The sequence below is a fragment of the Spirochaetota bacterium genome, from assembly GCA_017999915.1.
Lineage (GTDB): Bacteria > Spirochaetota > UBA4802 > UBA4802 > UBA5550 > RBG-16-49-21.
In genome coordinates this window covers 21121-36062 of the sequence record JAGNKX010000011.1, presented here as the reverse complement: position 1 = coordinate 36062, position 14942 = coordinate 21121, and the positions used below count along the sequence as shown (strand labels likewise).

At 56.6% G+C, this 14942-nt stretch carries 16 protein-coding genes; 8 read left to right on the top strand and 8 right to left on the bottom strand.

Features of this window, described 5'->3' with window-relative positions:
* Positions 1–258 precede the first annotated feature (258 nt).
* Positions 259–1482, top strand: a complete 1224-nt coding sequence (locus tag KA369_15900) for a hypothetical protein (GenBank protein ID MBP7737465.1) — start codon at positions 259–261, stop codon at positions 1480–1482.
* Positions 1483–1486: 4 nt separating this feature from the next.
* Here KA369_15900 and KA369_15895 read toward each other — a convergent pair whose 3' ends face one another.
* A complete protein-coding gene (locus KA369_15895) occupies positions 1487–2053 on the bottom strand; it encodes a hypothetical protein (GenBank protein ID MBP7737464.1) in 567 nt (188 codons plus the stop codon).
* 319 nt (positions 2054–2372) lie between these two features.
* Between KA369_15895 and KA369_15890 the strand changes: the two genes are divergently transcribed.
* From KA369_15890 to KA369_15880, 3 genes are all read left to right on the top strand, one after another.
* On the top strand, positions 2373–3134 hold the full coding sequence (locus tag KA369_15890) for a ParA family protein (protein MBP7737463.1): 762 nt from the start codon (positions 2373–2375) through the stop codon (positions 3132–3134).
* Complete coding sequence (locus KA369_15885; GenBank protein MBP7737462.1) at positions 3127–3993, top strand: ParB/RepB/Spo0J family partition protein; 867 nt, start codon at positions 3127–3129, stop codon at positions 3991–3993. The genes KA369_15890 and KA369_15885 overlap by 8 nt, the downstream gene beginning before the upstream one ends.
* Positions 3994–4055: 62 nt before the next feature.
* The gene (locus tag KA369_15880) at positions 4056–4604 is read left to right on the top strand and encodes a hypothetical protein (protein MBP7737461.1); all 549 of its coding nucleotides are present in this window, start codon (positions 4056–4058) and stop codon (positions 4602–4604) included.
* 48 nt (positions 4605–4652) lie between these two features.
* Here the strand turns inward: KA369_15880 and KA369_15875 are convergent, their stop codons facing one another.
* The 5 genes from KA369_15875 to KA369_15855 all read right to left on the bottom strand — a co-directional run bounded on the left by KA369_15875 (position 4653) and on the right by KA369_15855 (position 8270).
* Positions 4653–5747, bottom strand: a complete 1095-nt coding sequence (locus tag KA369_15875; protein ID MBP7737460.1) for a FecR domain-containing protein — start codon at positions 5745–5747, stop codon at positions 4653–4655.
* 177 nt (positions 5748–5924) lie between these two features.
* On the bottom strand, positions 5925–6209 hold the full coding sequence (locus KA369_15870) for an antibiotic biosynthesis monooxygenase (protein ID MBP7737459.1): 285 nt from the start codon (positions 6207–6209) through the stop codon (positions 5925–5927).
* Positions 6210–6312: 103 nt separating this feature from the next.
* A complete protein-coding gene (locus KA369_15865; GenBank protein MBP7737458.1) occupies positions 6313–7554 on the bottom strand; it encodes an NAD(P)/FAD-dependent oxidoreductase in 1242 nt (413 codons plus the stop codon).
* A 52-nt stretch (positions 7555–7606) separates the two neighbouring features.
* The gene (locus KA369_15860) at positions 7607–7894 is read right to left on the bottom strand and encodes a helix-turn-helix transcriptional regulator (protein ID MBP7737457.1); all 288 of its coding nucleotides are present in this window, start codon (positions 7892–7894) and stop codon (positions 7607–7609) included.
* 1 nt (position 7895) lies between these two features.
* On the bottom strand, positions 7896–8270 hold the full coding sequence (locus KA369_15855; protein ID MBP7737456.1) for a type II toxin-antitoxin system RelE/ParE family toxin: 375 nt from the start codon (positions 8268–8270) through the stop codon (positions 7896–7898).
* Positions 8271–8470: 200 nt separating this feature from the next.
* Here KA369_15855 and KA369_15850 point away from each other — a divergent pair, with 200 nt between their 5' ends.
* Entirely contained in the window at positions 8471–9199 is a 729-nt protein-coding gene (locus KA369_15850) for a 1-acyl-sn-glycerol-3-phosphate acyltransferase (GenBank protein MBP7737455.1), read from the top strand.
* Positions 9200–9417: 218 nt separating this feature from the next.
* Positions 9418–9855, top strand: a complete 438-nt coding sequence (locus KA369_15845) for a DUF3795 domain-containing protein (GenBank protein ID MBP7737454.1) — start codon at positions 9418–9420, stop codon at positions 9853–9855.
* A gap of 117 nt (positions 9856–9972) precedes the next feature.
* On the opposite strand, the gene KA369_15840 is transcribed toward KA369_15845, so the two are convergent.
* Complete coding sequence (locus KA369_15840; GenBank protein MBP7737453.1) at positions 9973–11148, bottom strand: MFS transporter; 1176 nt, start codon at positions 11146–11148, stop codon at positions 9973–9975.
* 2 nt (positions 11149–11150) lie between these two features.
* Entirely contained in the window at positions 11151–12041 is an 891-nt protein-coding gene (locus KA369_15835) for a radical SAM protein (GenBank protein ID MBP7737452.1), read from the bottom strand.
* A gap of 347 nt (positions 12042–12388) precedes the next feature.
* Here KA369_15835 and KA369_15830 point away from each other — a divergent pair, with 347 nt between their 5' ends.
* Both KA369_15830 and KA369_15825 read left to right on the top strand, forming a co-directional pair.
* The gene (locus tag KA369_15830; GenBank protein ID MBP7737451.1) at positions 12389–13540 is read left to right on the top strand and encodes a hypothetical protein; all 1152 of its coding nucleotides are present in this window, start codon (positions 12389–12391) and stop codon (positions 13538–13540) included.
* Between the two features lie 174 nt (positions 13541–13714).
* The gene (locus KA369_15825) at positions 13715–14938 is read left to right on the top strand and encodes an LL-diaminopimelate aminotransferase (protein ID MBP7737450.1); all 1224 of its coding nucleotides are present in this window, start codon (positions 13715–13717) and stop codon (positions 14936–14938) included.
* The last annotated feature ends 4 nt before the right edge of the window (positions 14939–14942 follow it).

The following is a 14942-nucleotide window of genomic DNA, read 5'->3' as shown; positions in this document are numbered from 1 at the left end:
CGAAGCGTTGCAGTGAGCCTGTCGAACTGTCGAGGCATGCTTCGTCGCTGTGCTCCTCGCAATGACAAACATGGTTATTATTTCATATTAATGAGATGGCTTCTAATAAAAATACCGAATATGGAACTGTCATTTCGACGAATCCCGGTATTCCGGGATGGGTGTGAAATCTTGACGTGCTATGAATATTCCATAAAAGTATTGATAATCCCGGACGCTTTGTGTAGATTGTCCCCTCCAAACGATCGGCAAACACCAATGAAAAAGAAATCGATTCAATTCGTCGCGGCAATAACCCTTGCCGTCGTTATCGCGGGGGATGTTTTCGCAAAGCCGAAGGCTATCCGAAAGAAGCCGGCCAGGCCCCGCAACCGGGTCGCCGTGGTCCAGAGCAGGTACGATGACGTGGACAAGGTGCTGACCTCCTTTCGGATACCCCACGATCTCCTGGTGTACCGCGACCTGGAACGGCCGGAAAAAATCGCGCCCTACCGGGCCCTCTTCGTGCCCAGCGGCGTCGATTACCCGATCGAGGAGATGCTGGACGTCTATGCCAATAATTTCAGGTTCAAATCCGTGGCGCTGAAGCCGGATTTTTACGAGGTGGACAAGGAGAAGGTCGCGCGCTCCCTCAGGCGCTTCGTGAAGAGGGGCGGCTCCGCGTACTTCTCGGGTTATTCATACGAGTATGTCCAGAAGGCCTTTGACATGCTGGAATATTTCGATAACTTCCCCTACATGGGCATGCCGGCGCGGATCGAGGCGTCGGTCTATAACGATCTCGCGCGTTTCAGCACGAAAAAGAGGATGGCCCTCTACATGGACCATGCCGGGTGGATAGCCCTGCGCGGCGTGGACGACGCGGAGGTGATCGCCTTTGCCGCCTTCGACACGCCCCGCGGCGTCCGCTCCGGCCCCGTGAGCTTCCTGGCCCGGCGGGGGAGCGGCGAGCTCCTCTACACGAGCTATGACAGCACCGTGTTCAGCGATTTCCGGCGTTTCAACATCTACCGTGTCGCCGGTGCCCATTTGCTGGAGAGGCTCGAGGACGAGGCGGGACGGTGGAGCCAGACCGTCAGCGGCAGGATCGCCAACGCCATTCATGACGGCGAATACGCCGAGACCCACCGGGTCGACCTTGAGAAGGGGAGCAACACTATATACTTTTATTCGGAAAAGGAGTTCTACCAGATCGACATCGTCGACCGCGGCCTGTCGCTGATCGAGTCGAGGGACCTGCCGTTGAGGGAGCAGATCTTCACGGTGAAGTCAGCGGGCCGCGATCACTGCTATATCAGGCTCTACCCCTACGGGAGCGACCGCTTCGGCATGTACGCCGTCGTTTCCGCATCGGGGCGGAGGATCATCCCCTATCTCTATTACGTGCTGGCCGTTCTCGGCGTCGCCGCGGCGGTCTGTCTTCTCTTTTTGGCGTACCCCGTCCTGTTCAGGAAGGGGTATACGGGCCGCAGCCGCCTCTGAGGGCTCATTTCCTGCCGGTCTTGTCGATGAATGAAATGAACTCGCGGTAGAACTCCTGGAATTCGTCGTTTTTCCGGAGCTCCCGGAGATTGGGCTGCCTGCCGTTCATGATGTCGTGCATGTGCCGGGTCAGCACGTAGAGGGGGCCCGAGATCCGGTTCGTGAGGCGGATCAGGTAGATGAAGAGGCCGAAGCCGAGGAGCACGCCGGTGAGGATCATCACCGTGAACAGGGCCCGGTTCATGTTCAGGATCCGCTTCAGCTGCTCCATGTTGGTGTGCATCACGGCGATGGTCTCGAGGTGGTCTTCGATCATCCGGTCATGGTCGCGGTCCGCCATGGTTTCGCGCTTCAGGCCCGCCGACGCGATGAGGACCTCGATGGTCTTCTTGTCCTTTTCGATGGACCTGTTGAGATCGTTGATGGTGGCCTGTATCTGACGGTTGTTGTCCGTGGATATGACACCCGTGACGGCAATGACGAGGATGAAGGTGATGATGATTATCCCGATTATGCGGAAGGTGGTCTTCAGCTGGAAATTTTTATCGATGATGTTTTTTCGTCTCGCCATGGCCCGGCCCACTCCTGGATGGATTGTGCCCGTCCGGCAGCCGGCCCGAGGGGAGCGCCGGTTTGGGGCGGGAATAAACCGTTGAAGTCTGCGGTCCGGCAAGGCGCCCTGTCAAGCAGAAATAGATTTACAGCGGCAATCCAAGAAAAGTTGTTGCATTCAGGCCGGAACTTTAAAAGAGTACTACAATAAACTTGTTGCGAATCCGGTTTTTTTAATCGGGGTCAAGGGGCTAAGCCCCTTGCAAGCCCCTGTAGGGGCATCACCTGCGAGCGCGAGACGCAGTTTCGCAACAAGTTTAAAAATTCGGAGCCAGGGAATGGGAAGAGTGATATCGGTCTCCAACCAGAAGGGGGGAGTGGGAAAAACGACGACAACGGTCAACGTGGCGTCTTTCATCGCCGATCGGGCGCGGCGCGTCCTGATCATCGACATCGACCCGCAGGCGAACGCCGGGTACGGCGTCGGCGTCAACGCGGGCGAGAGCGAGCGCACCATATATGAAGTGCTCATCGGCTCGGTGCCGATCAGGGACGCCATCGTCAAGACCGGCATGGAAAACCTGGACCTTATCCCGTCGAACATCCATCTCGCCGGGGCCCAGATGGACCTGATGGACGTCGACGGAAAGGAGTTCATACTCCGCAGGGCCATGGAGGAGATACGGAGGGATTACGATTACGTGTTCGTCGACTGTCCGCCCTCACTGGGGATCCTCACGCTGAACAGCCTCGTGGCGGCCGATTCGGTGATGATCCCGCTGCAGTGCGAATACTACGCGCTGGAGGGACTGAGCCAGCTTCTCAGGATCATCGCCATGGTGCAGGAGAACCTGAACAAAGGCCTCTCCATCGAGGGAGTGGTCCTCACGATGTACGATTCGCGGACGAACCTGTCGCAACAGGTCGTGTCCGACGTGCGGGAATATTTTTCAAACAAGGTTTTTAAAACCATCATACCGAGGAACGTGCGCCTTTCGGAAGCCCCCTCCTTCGGGAAGCCCATAGGCTTTTACGACAGGGGAAGCATAGGCAGCGTTACCTACGAGAACTTAGCAGACGAGGTCTTGAAGAATGGCTAAAAAGGTTCTGGGCAAAGGTCTGTCCGCGATCATAACGTCGTCGCCAACGCCGGTGGAGACCCTGGAAAAGGGGATCGTCCAGAATGCGGAGCTCATCGTCGAGCTGGACGCGGACGCGGTCCTTCCCAACCCGGACCAGCCGCGGGCCGTCTTCGACGAGCTGGAGATCAAGGGCCTGGCCGCGTCCATACAGGCGGTGGGACTCCTCCAGCCGATCATCGTGCGCCGGTCGGAGAACAATTACTACGTGGTGGCCGGGGAACGGCGCCTCAGGGCGGTCAAGCACGCCGGCTTGAAGAAGATCCGGGCCATCGTGATCGAGGCTGACGAGGTGAAGAACCTCACCCTGGCCCTCACCGAGAACATCCAGCGCACCAACCTGAACCCCATCGAGGAGGCCGAGGCCTACAAGGTCCTCATCAACCGGTTCAGCCTCAAGCAGCAGGATATCGCGGTCCAGGTGGGCAAGGAGCGGGCCACCATCGCCAACACGCTGCGCCTGCTGCAGCTGCCCGCCGAGATACAGGAGTCGTTGTCGTCGGGCGAGATCAGCACCGGTCACGCCAAGGTGCTCCTGTCCGTGAGCGGCGGGCGGCAGATGGAGCTGTACCGGGAGATCCTCAACAAGTCGGTGTCGGTCCGCGCCCTTGAGCAGCTGGTGCAGGAGGGCGACAAAAAGCAGAAGCAGGGCAAGAAGAAGCCCTCCAAGGACGCCCATATCAGGAAGGTGGAAGAGGATCTGGTGTCGATATTCGGCACCAAGGTGGAGATAAAACACGCCTCCGGCAGGGGGAAAATAGAAATCAGCTATTATTCCCTGGACGATTTTGACCGGATCATGGACCTCATCAAGAAATAATCTTGACTGGGGCGCGGCGCGCGGGGTATTTTTAGTTTAAACGCATTCATGGAGTTTGCGGCATGAACCGCGATGACGGGGCACGACAATATTTCGAGAAGCTGAAGATTATCGAGAAGTTCTGCAAGGGCGACATTGAGAAAGCCAGGCAGATCATGAAGGGCGAATACACGGATATCGTCGTCATCAAGGGGCGATTCAAGGACGGCGAGGACGAGAACTTCGGGCTCTTCATCGTCATGGTCGGCCGCCTGACCCGCACCGTGGTGTTCTCCAAATCGGTGGTGTCCCATACCGCATCGGTGTTCCACCACAAGCCCTTCGATTCATGGAAGTCATTCCTGGTCAAGCTGGAAAAGGAGATCAGCGAGGCCGACATCGACAGGGAAAAAATGCAGACCATCGACGGCGTCCTTGAACGGCTGGCGGAGCTCAAGTTCTTTTCCAGCCTCTTCGGGTGGGTCGACACCAACGATATCATGAACCTGACCGGTAAATTCCAGAAGATCATCAACAGCGTCCTCGATATCGAGGATTCCCGCGTGGTCCTCGACTACGAGAACATCACTTCCCTGGTGCTCTACGAGGAGCGGGGGATCAAGCCCCTGTGACGGGACGGCGCCATCCCCCGGGGAAATGGGGGGCGGCTTGCCGCGGAATTACCGCACCCTGAACCGATACCTTTTATCCACCGAACTGCCCCTGCTGAAATGGGCGCGCACCTCGTAAACACCCGGCTCAAGCCGCAGGTTGGAAAAGGTCATCTGGCCGTTCTTGGCGCTGTAGGTCCACTGGTATGACTGGTATCGTCCGTCTCCGTCCGTGGCCTTTGATACGTCGATCCAGCAGTTGCGGTATTCAGGCATGTTCCGGTAATACACGATGACGGGGTCAGACGCGCCGTATATGCCCTTGCCGGTCCAGAGGACGGTTTTTTTCGCGGCGTCGTTTCCGGCCGGCTTTTCCCTGTCAGCCGCCTTTTCTTTCTTTGTGTCTTTTTTATCCTTATCCTTCTGTTTATCGGCTTCAACAGGCTTGTCCTTGTTCTTCTGGTAGTCCTCTTCCATCTTCCTGAGGTCCGCCTCGCTTGTTCCGTCGAGGTCCTCCACCGGTTCGATCCTGGCGAAGCGGCGGAATTCCCTTTTCTCCTCGGCGCTGACCGGCCGCGTGGTGACGGCTCCCTTGACGACCGCCGCCGTTCCTTTGGGGACCTCTTTTTCCTCCGCGGCCTCCCTGCCGGCTTCGATCTTCCGGACCGCCACGGTGCCTTCGTTCACGGCCACGACGGAGCGGTTTTTATCGGCGGTCACGCTGAACTCGGTGCCCCGTACGGCGGCCAGGGACGTTTTCGTGTAGACCTTGAAGGTCGATTCCTTGCCGAGGTGGCGCACCCGGGTGAACATCCTGCCCTGTTCGAGGTTGAGCTGTTTGTCCCCAGGGAAGAGGAGCTGCGACATGGCCAGGGTCGTGCTTGATTCGATCTTAATGACCGAGTCCTCGCCGAGCTGCACCACCAGCATCGAGTTGGGCCCGGTTTTCACCACGTCTCCCTGCTTCAGCTCCTCCTTGTGATGGATCGGCCGGGCCGGCTCGCCCGGGCGTTCAAGGGTAACCGTGCCGATGACGAAGGTGGTCATGGCGCGGGCCTCTGAATCTTTCCGCTCCTTTGAGCAGGCCGTGAACAGGGATGCGGACAGGCCGAGGAGAAGGCAGATATATATGGATAATCCGCAAGCTACAGTGGTGGATTTCATCGAATGTCTCCTTTGATGAGGGTAGTTGGGATAATCTATGTGAGGCGTATTAAATAATCAACATGATTTTTATTATCAGCGTGCCGTCAGGAGGGGGTTGGCCCCCTCCTGACGACGGCATTTATTTTGCAACGGGTCCTGAAACCTGGATCCGCGGAGTTCAGGAAAGCATGCTAATCAAACAAACTCATAGCATGTCTTTACATCCATGCCCGGCTCCAGCAGGGGGAACAGTTTTTCCATGGTCTTTCCCATATTATCCATATGGATTTTCAGGGCGTCCTTGTCCCTGTATTTTTCGTAAAAGAGTATGGCGTTCTCTTCGCCGCGGACCGTGTGGGGAATGTATTCGAGGCACCCCGGCTCGGCTTCCTTTAATTTCGGGACGATTTCTTTTAGGATGGCCTTGGCCTCATCCATTTTCCCTTCTTTCACCTTCAGCTTTGCGATAAGCGTTATCATGATGGTCTCCTTGAAGATTTTATTTTATGCAGGCGCGGTTACGTGACCGCGCTTCCCAGATCATGCCCTATGCGGATTTTCCCCCCGATAACATGATTGCTCACTATGACAGCGCCTCCGCGGCCGAGAGGCCCGCGCGGTATCCCGTGCTCCAGCATACCTGGAGGTTGTAGCCGCCGGTGGGGCCGTCGATGTCTATGATCTCGCCGGCGAAGTAGAGGTTTTCTATCAGCCGCGAGCCCATGGTGCGCATGTCGATCTCGTCCAGGGACACGCCGCCGGCCGTGATGATGGCCTTGTCGAAGCCTTCGATCCCGGCGACCGAGGCGCGCAGGTCCTTGAGGAGGGAGACGAGGGCCGCCCGCTCCTCCCGCGTGAGGTGGCTCACGCTTTTCTGCGGATCGATGCCGGAAAGCCTTACGATGACCGGGATGAGGGAGGCCGGCAGGAGGCGCCCCAGGCTGTTCTTGAAAAGGCGCGTCGGGTTCTCTGCGAAGTCGCGCCGGACCCGCTCGTCCAGGGCCTTCCGGTCCAGGGCCGGCTTCAGGTCGATGGCGAGCTCCAGGCGGGCCGGGAGCATCTCGCCGACGGCCCGGCTCAGGTCTATGATCACCGGGCCGCTCATGCCGTTGGACGTGAACAGGGCCTCGCCGAACTCCTCGCCCACGGTCTTCCCCTCATGGACCAGGCGGACCGTGACGTTGCGGAGGCTCAGGCCCTCGAGTTCGCCGATCCATTTTTCCTTGAGTATGACCGGCACCAGGGAGGGCCGCGGCTTCACCACGGTGTGGCCCAGGTCGCGGCAGAAATCGAGGCCCGCGCCGGTGGAGCCGGTGGCGGGATAGCTGAGGCCCCCGGTGCAGAGAATGTAACTCTTCGCCTCTATGGCGTGCTCTTCCGATTCGATTCTTTCAATGTGACTGTCGCCACGGATTATAGTTCTGATGTCGCATCCTCCCAGGACCTTCACGCCGTTTTCCTTCATGTACTCCTGGAGGACCCGGAGCACGTCCGCGGCGCTGTCCGACTCGGGAAAGACCCGGTTCCCCCGCTCGACCTTGACCGGGCACCCGCGGCCGGCGAAGAATTCCATTGCGTCGTCGATGCCGAAGCCGTGAAGAAGGGAGTGAAGGTACTTGCCTTTCCCGCCGAAGCGTGCCAGGAAGCTCCTGGCGTCCGCCGCGGCGTTGGTGATGTTGCATCGCCCCTTGCCGGTGATGAGGAGCTTCCTCCCGGGGCGCCGGTTCTTCTCAATGAGGACCGTGTCCGCCCCATGGGCAGCGGCCGTGCCGGCCGCCATCATCCCCGCAGGTCCCCCGCCGATCACGGCGATATCGCAGGTTATGGTGTGCATGGATTGCTATAGTATCCTGAAAAAATTCCTGGATAATTAATCGCTAAATTTTAGCGCGGGATTTTCCCCGTTCGAAGTTAAGCTTTAATCCCAGGGCCGTGCAAACCTTGATGAACGTGTGCATATTGCAATTAGCCCCGTTTTCTACCCTTGATAATTGTTGCTGGGTCACCTTGGCTTTTTTCGCCAACTCGGCCTGCGAAATGCCCAGTTTATTTCTCTCACTGGCTATTTTCACGGCCAGGTCTATTCTCTCTTTTTCCTCTATATATGCCTTGGCAAATTCAGGGTCTTTCATTTGTTCTTTCAGTTGCTTGCGAAACGTTTTCATGTTATTTGCTCCTCAATTTTTTCTCGTCGAATCGCCTTATAAAATCTTCGCGGTATTTAATTGATTTCCGAATCTCTGCTTCAGGAACCCTGTTTGTGCTCTTTGTGAAAGCATGAGTCAGAATTATAAAATTTCGATAACAGAAAAAGTATATGATCCTGATCTGGTCTCCGGACAATTTTATTCTGAGTTCGTGGATGCCATCCCCAAGAAGATCGGCGTAGGGTCGAGGAAGATTCGGACCGTGTGTCTCGAGCTGGTCCAGCCAGTTGAATATTTTAGCCCGGTTATTAATGCTTCGCGAATTGATGAATGCTTCAACAGGACATTTGCCGTCAGCCGTTTCATAGAAAATAATATTCCACTTCTTGCTCATTGAAACAGTGTACATCATTTATGATGTAATGTCAAGCAGTAATTATTAAATACATTGCCATGCATCTCCTTTCGGGTATCGTCTTTTCTACCAGCGTCACCCGGCCCGCCAGCTTTTTTTTGCAACGGAAAAAGGGGTTTGTTGTCTTTAATAAAAGGATATTTTACGTCTGTTACAAAACAATAAATACGGGTATAGATATGAAAAAGCTTTATGACACGGTGAATTCTTTACTCTGCTGGATCTTCATTGCCCTTGACACGGCCTTCTGGGGGACCCTGTCGCTCCTTTCGATTATTATCAGCCCTTCAGGCCATCTCTCGCACCAGTGCATGCGCTGGTGGTCCATTACCATATTATGGTTCTGCCGCATCAGGGTTTCCGTGGAAGGGCTTGAAAAAATCGACGCCTCCTCGGTGCAGATCTTCGCCGCCAATCATCAGAGCTTTTTCGACATCTGGGTCCTGAACAAGATCATTCCTGTCAGGTACGGATGGGTAATAAAAAAAGAAATCGGGCGGATTCCCTTTCTGGGGATGCACATGCGCATAAACGGTTATATCTCCATTGACCGCGGAGACAACGAACAGGCGCGGACCTCCATGGAGGAGGCGGCGCGGCAGGTCAGGGAAGGCAAGCGCATCATGATATTTCCCGAGGGGACCAGGAGCCTGGACGGCACGCTTCGGCCCTTCAAGAAAGGCCTCTTTCACCTGTGCAGGAAAACTTCGGTGCCCATAGTCCCCATAGTCATTTCGGGGACGGGGCCCATTCTCCGGCCCGGCTCCTTCATTATCCACAGCAGGCCCGTTTCGGTAAGAATCGGCGCGTCTCTCGATACGGCTGGCTATGGCGAGGAATCCCTGGAGAGCATGATGGCGGACCTGCGCTCCCGTATGACAGCCCTGCAGAAACAAGTGGCCTTGTAAAAGTGGTCATGGCAGGGGACCGTGCGGATCGTCGCCCGCTCCCGCAGGGAGTCAGGACAACCATGTACCCGCTGACAGTGAAAGTTTCCTCCTCGGGGCCATATCTGAAATATTGTGTATTGAATTGAAGGGCCCCTGTCCGGAGCTTTTCTTATGGAAAATGCTTGCTTTCATTCCCGAAGCGTGGTCCATGATGTACTGTAATAAGGAGGAATCCCATGACTACTGAACGAGAACGCCTGGTCGCTCCCTGCGGCATTGACTGCGCTAATTGTGAAGCATACACGTGCCGGGATGACCGGAAGCTCTTTGATTATCTGATTTCAAGAGGAATGCCGGCGTCGAAGCTGCCCTGCCGCGGCTGCAGAAACGTGGAGGGCCTGTGCCCGGCGCATCCGGATGAACGGGTATGTGCCACGTACACCTGTGTGCGGGAAAAGAGCGTGCGTTATTGCCATGAATGCGCCGATTTCCCCTGCGGCATGCTGCATCCTTCCGCGGACAGGGCGGAGGTGCTTCCCCATAATTTAAAAGTATTTAACCTTTGCTTCATCAGGAATAAGGGAATAGAAGAATTTATTAAATCCTATCCGGAAATAAAAAGGAAATACTACAAGGGGAAAATGGTGATAGGCCAGGGGCCGCAGATACAGTAGGCGGGCATAGACCTGTAAAATACTCGTCCAATGGCGATCAGATAATTACTTTTTTGCCGGGCATCCTGTCTCTTTAACCTGGCCCGATGAGGCAGCAAGATCCTGGCTGCAGAATCCTCACCCCATCCCATCAGCCTCGACCTTCACGATGAAGGAGAATATAACCGTCATGGCCCCCAGGAAGAGGAACGCCACCGCCAGGGAGTGGTCGGCCAGGAGCCCCGCGACCGGGTACATGACTATGATGACGATCCGTTCTATCATTGAAACGCCCGAAAGGACCGTGGCCCGGTTTTCGCTCCCGATATGGCGGTTCATGTAATCCGACAGCAGGGGCACGCGCATCTGCCTGAGGCCGGTCACCAGGAGGATGGCGAAGAGGGCGTAGGCGGCGTGGGCTGAAAAGAACAGGCCGCAGTAGAGAACGCCGGGAACGAAGGCGGTGAGGAAGAGGAGCCGGTTTATGCCGAGGAGCTTTTCCGCTCCGCCGATACCGTTCATCAGCGCTATGGCGAAGACGTTGAAGGCCGCTCCGACGATGCCGTAGTAGAGGAGGCCGATGCCGGCTGACTTGAGCAGCGGCTGGTAGAGCCAGAACATGAAAAAGGTCGCGGCGGAAATAAAGGTGTAGTTCATGGAAAAGGAGCGGAGCCGGCGGTTTTGAAAGATATATTTAAAACCGCTGATCCCCTGGCGGAGGAACGCCTCGCCGCTCTTTTTCCTGTCAGGCTCTTTCAGCGTAAAGGATATGATGAAAACCAGCAGAAGGACCGCACCGGAGAGGAGGAAGGTCAGGGGGAGCCCCGCCGGGTAGGCCATGGCCGGCGCATCGGCCATCGTCGACCCTCCGATGAGGCCCATGATGATGCCGATCATTCCCGCCGTCTCGTACCGGGAAAAGTATTTCACGGATTTCTCCTCCTCGCCGATGGCGATGAAGGTGTCGTAGAGAAGGGCCCTGTCGGCTCCGGAAAGAAGGGTAAACCCCACGGCGCAGATGAATTCCGCCAGGAAGAACACCCCGTAGCTGTTGACCAGGCCGAAGAGGGCGAAGGACACAGCGGAGAAGAGCCCTCCCAGGGCGAGGGAGTATTTTCTGCCGTATTTATCAGCCACGATCCCGGTGGGGATCTCGAGAACGAACATCCAGAAGGAGAAGGTCGCCTCCAGGAGGAATATCCTGGTATAGTCGATCTTCGCCCAGTCGAGGAAAAAGGGCACGGTCACCGAGCTGAAGAACATCATGTTCTTCGCCAGGTTTATAAAGTACATTTTATATATGTTCGATCTCATGGTCATGTGAATTCCGGCGTGTAATCGGAACAGGACCCCACTTCCTGGACAAAGCCGTTCTCGAAGCCGAGCTCGTCCAGATAGGCGAGGCACGCCTCGTATTCTTCCTCCGTGACGGCCCGGTTGATCTCCGGGAATTCAGCGGAGCGGTGGACCGGGTAATACTGGCCCATGAGGCTGATCCAGGTCTCTGTTCCCAGGGCGTCTTGGATCCACCGGAGTATGGGGCGCACCGATTCATGGAGTCCCGGGAGTACCAGTATCCTTATGATGAGGCCCTTTTGTGCAATGTCGTTACTCAACGCCAGGTGCCCGACCTGCCGGTGCATTTCCAGTATTGCCGCTTTGGCGATGTCAGGATAACCCGGCGCATCGGAGTATTGCTCAGCCGCATTTGAATCGATATACCTGAAATCGGGAAGGTAGACATCCACAAGCCCTTCGAGCATACGGAGTGTCTCCGGCTTTTCATAGGCGTTGCTGTTCCACAGGACGGGCACCCGCAGTCCCCTGGCGCGGGCCAGCCTGATGGCCTCGGCGGCCTGGGGCGTGAACTGGCTCGCGGTGACCAGGTTCACGTTGTGGGCCCCGGCCTCCTGGAGCTCCAGCATCATGGCGGCAAGCTCCGGCACGGATCGTTCAGTTCCGCGTCCCTCCTGGCTGATCCGGTGGTTCTGGCAGTAGGCGCAGGCCATGGTGCAGTGGGAGAAGAAGATGGTGCCGCTCCCCCCGGTGCCGGAGATCACCGGCTCCTCCCAGAAATGGAGGCGATGGAGGTTTACCCGGGCGGCGGCGCCCCCGCCGCAATAGCCGGTTTCGACAAAGCGGTTCACGCCGCATTCGCGGGGGCAGAGGCAACAGGCCTCCATGAGGGTTCTGGTATCGGCGTCCATGAAGTTCTTGTATTCTCGGGGATGTGACACGTCAACCGTAAAAGGGAGCGGGCGCTGATCTTTGATGCCTGATATGTACTTGACAGATTAACTGATTGGACGGTTAATCAAAAAAGATAAAGCTGTTTCACAAAGAAAAGAAGTTACTCGCAGAGACGCAGGGACGCAGAGAAAAAGTAAATCAATAATCTCCGGGGAATTATATTCTGGTATTATCCAGTTATTGAATGTCATGTATGAAATATTAATACTCTGCGTCTCAGCGCCTCTGCGAGAGATATTAATAGACTGGTATCGTGAAATATTTTTTATCCGACAATGCACAGGAGGAACCATCTGTGGTTATCATGAAAAGAGTGATGATGATATGTGTTGCCGCGCTCATGGCGGCGTTGATCGTGGCCTGCGCTTCTGAGCCGGAGCCCGTCGTGTTCGGCCTGGAGAAGCGCCATTTCGACAACTTGAAGCTGGACCTCAGGCCCGCTATCTGGGAGGACGGGTTTCGCACCGACCTGGAACCGGGTAAATTCGAATGGTGGTATTTCGACGCGCACCTGGATGACGGCACCGTGGTGGTCATCGTGTTCATGACGAGGCCCTATGTTGATATCAATAATAAAGCCGTGCCGGTAGTGAACATCAGAGTCACCACCCCCGACGGGATTGAACGTAAAAGCACCGTGAAGATCCCAATGAACGATTTCCGGGCGTCCCGGGAACGGTGTGACGTGAGGATCGGCAGGTCCTGGATGAGCGGCGACCTGAAGAATTACCGGATACATTATGAATCGAAGAAGATACAGGCGGATTTCACATTGGAGGGCGTAACTCCGCCGTGGCGGCCCGCCACCGGCTACTGCTTTTACGGAAAGAACGAGGCCCATTATTTTGCCTGGCTCGCGGCTGTGCCCTACGGCAGGGTGACCGGCGAGATCGCCGTTGACGGCGCCCGGCGCGCCGTAAAGGGTTCGGGATACCATGACCACAACTGGGGCAACATCGAGCTCGCCAGGATACTGAACGACTGGTGGTGGACCAGGGCGCAGTTCGGCGATTATACAGTGATCACGTCCGAGATGGTCACCACGAAGCGCTACGGCCACAGGAAGATCCCGGTCTTTCTCCTGGCAGACAGGAACGGAATCATCCTCGAAGACAGCCGCAACATGAAGCTTCTTCGCTCCGGAGCGGTGAAGAACCCGGTATCGGGAAAACCGGTGGAGAACAGGCTTTCCTTCGTCTACTCCGAGCCGGCCGCCGGCAGATATGCGACCTATACCCTCGAACGAAAGAAGGATATCCTGGTCTTTGACCTTTTGAAGATGGTGCCGTCATGGAAGGCCTTTGCGGCGCGCTGCATCGGCATACGGCCATGGTACCACAGGATTCTGGGGGACGGGACCCTTGAATTTGACATAAAGGGAAAGAAGGAGCGACTGAAAACAGAGACCGTGTACGAGCTCATGTACCTGGGGAAGCCGGTCAGGAAGAGCCGCTGAGCATCCGCCGTCCATTTTCGCGCTATTGATTGAGCGCGCAAAAAATTATGCGACAAAATACCCCGTAGCTTGCCGCGGGGAAAAATATGCTTGCCTAAAACAGGCAGGCTGTAATTTCCTGTGCCCAACGGGCCGGGATCGGCCTTTTTGAATTTTATCCCTGCGGAGGATCCCATGATACGGGTCAATGAAGACTATCTGAAGCTAAAAGCGTCATATCTTTTTTCGGATATAGCGAAGCGGGTCAACGATTTCTCGAAAAGCAATCCTTCCATGGATATCATCCGCCTGGGGATCGGCGATGTGACCCTGCCGCTCCCGCCGGCCTGTATCGAGGCGCTCCACCGCGCCGTGGACGACATGGCCTCGGCAAAGACCTTCCGCGGCTACGGCCCGGAACAGGGCTATGACTTTTTAAGGGAGAAGATAGCGGAATTCGACTTCCGCTCCCGCGAAGCGGCCATTGCCGCCGACGAGGTCTTCGTGAGCGACGGCGCCAAGTGCGATACCGGCAATTTCCAGGAGCTCTTCGCCGGCGACATAGCCATCGCCGTGCCCGACCCGGTCTACCCGGTTTACGTGGACACCAACGTCATGGCCGGCAGGACCGGCGCGAACCGCGACGGACGGTACGAGGGGCTCATCTACCTTGAATCGACCGAGGCCAACGGATTTGTCCCGGATGTTCCAAATCGCAAGGTGGACCTCATCTACCTCTGCTTCCCCAACAACCCCACCGGCGCAACGGCAACGAAGGAGCAGCTGGCGAAGTGGGTGAAATACGCGCGTGATAATAAAGCCCTGATCCTCTTTGACGCCGCCTACGAGTGCTTCATCCGCGACGATTCGATCCCCCGCAGCATCTATGAGATCGAGGGGGCCGACGAGGTGGCAGTGGAGTTTCGCAGCTACTCCAAGACCGCGGGCTTCACCGGCACCCGCTGCGCCTACACCGTGGTGCCGAAGAAATGCCGGGTTTATACAACCAAGGGAGAGGAGATATTCCTCCATCCCCTGTGGCTCCGGCGGCAGACGACCAAGTTCAACGGCGTTTCCTACCCGGTCCAGCGCGCGGCCGAGGCGGTCTACACGGAAGAGGGCCGCAAACAGGTGCGCGACCTGGGCGACTACTATTTAAAGAACGCGGCCATGATCAGGGAGCGGATGGGCGCCATCGGCTTCACCTGCACGGGCGGCGTCAATTCGCCCTACATCTGGGTTAAGGGGGACCGGGACTCCTGGGCCTTCTTCGACCTGCTCCTGGAAAAGGCCGGCGTGGTGGTCACGCCCGGCGCCGGCTTCGGCTCCTGCGGCGAGGGCTACATCCGCATCAGCGCCTTCAACTCCCATGAGAACGTGGAGCGGGCCCTGGAGAAGATCGCCAAGGCGCTGAAGTAGCGGC

Coding starts and splice junctions, on each gene's coding strand:
- KA369_15890 (MBP7737463.1), top strand. CDS start 2,373: ATGGGAAGAGTGATATCGGTCTCCAACCAGAAGGGGGGAGTGGGAAAA.
- KA369_15885 (MBP7737462.1), top strand. CDS start 3,127: ATGGCTAAAAAGGTTCTGGGCAAAGGTCTGTCCGCGATCATAACGTCG.
- KA369_15880 (MBP7737461.1), top strand. CDS start 4,056: ATGAACCGCGATGACGGGGCACGACAATATTTCGAGAAGCTGAAGATT.
- KA369_15845 (MBP7737454.1), top strand. CDS start 9,418: ATGACTACTGAACGAGAACGCCTGGTCGCTCCCTGCGGCATTGACTGC.
- KA369_15860 (MBP7737457.1), bottom strand. CDS start 7,894: ATGAAAACGTTTCGCAAGCAACTGAAAGAACAAATGAAAGACCCTGAA.
- KA369_15895 (MBP7737464.1), bottom strand. CDS start 2,053: ATGGCGAGACGAAAAAACATCATCGATAAAAATTTCCAGCTGAAGACC.
- KA369_15850 (MBP7737455.1), top strand. CDS start 8,471: ATGAAAAAGCTTTATGACACGGTGAATTCTTTACTCTGCTGGATCTTC.
- KA369_15855 (MBP7737456.1), bottom strand. CDS start 8,270: ATGAGCAAGAAGTGGAATATTATTTTCTATGAAACGGCTGACGGCAAA.
- KA369_15835 (MBP7737452.1), bottom strand. CDS start 12,041: ATGGACGCCGATACCAGAACCCTCATGGAGGCCTGTTGCCTCTGCCCC.
- KA369_15825 (MBP7737450.1), top strand. CDS start 13,715: ATGATACGGGTCAATGAAGACTATCTGAAGCTAAAAGCGTCATATCTT.
- KA369_15830 (MBP7737451.1), top strand. CDS start 12,389: ATGAAAAGAGTGATGATGATATGTGTTGCCGCGCTCATGGCGGCGTTG.
- KA369_15900 (MBP7737465.1), top strand. CDS start 259: ATGAAAAAGAAATCGATTCAATTCGTCGCGGCAATAACCCTTGCCGTC.
- KA369_15840 (MBP7737453.1), bottom strand. CDS start 11,148: ATGAGATCGAACATATATAAAATGTACTTTATAAACCTGGCGAAGAAC.
- KA369_15875 (MBP7737460.1), bottom strand. CDS start 5,747: ATGAAATCCACCACTGTAGCTTGCGGATTATCCATATATATCTGCCTT.
- KA369_15870 (MBP7737459.1), bottom strand. CDS start 6,209: ATGATAACGCTTATCGCAAAGCTGAAGGTGAAAGAAGGGAAAATGGAT.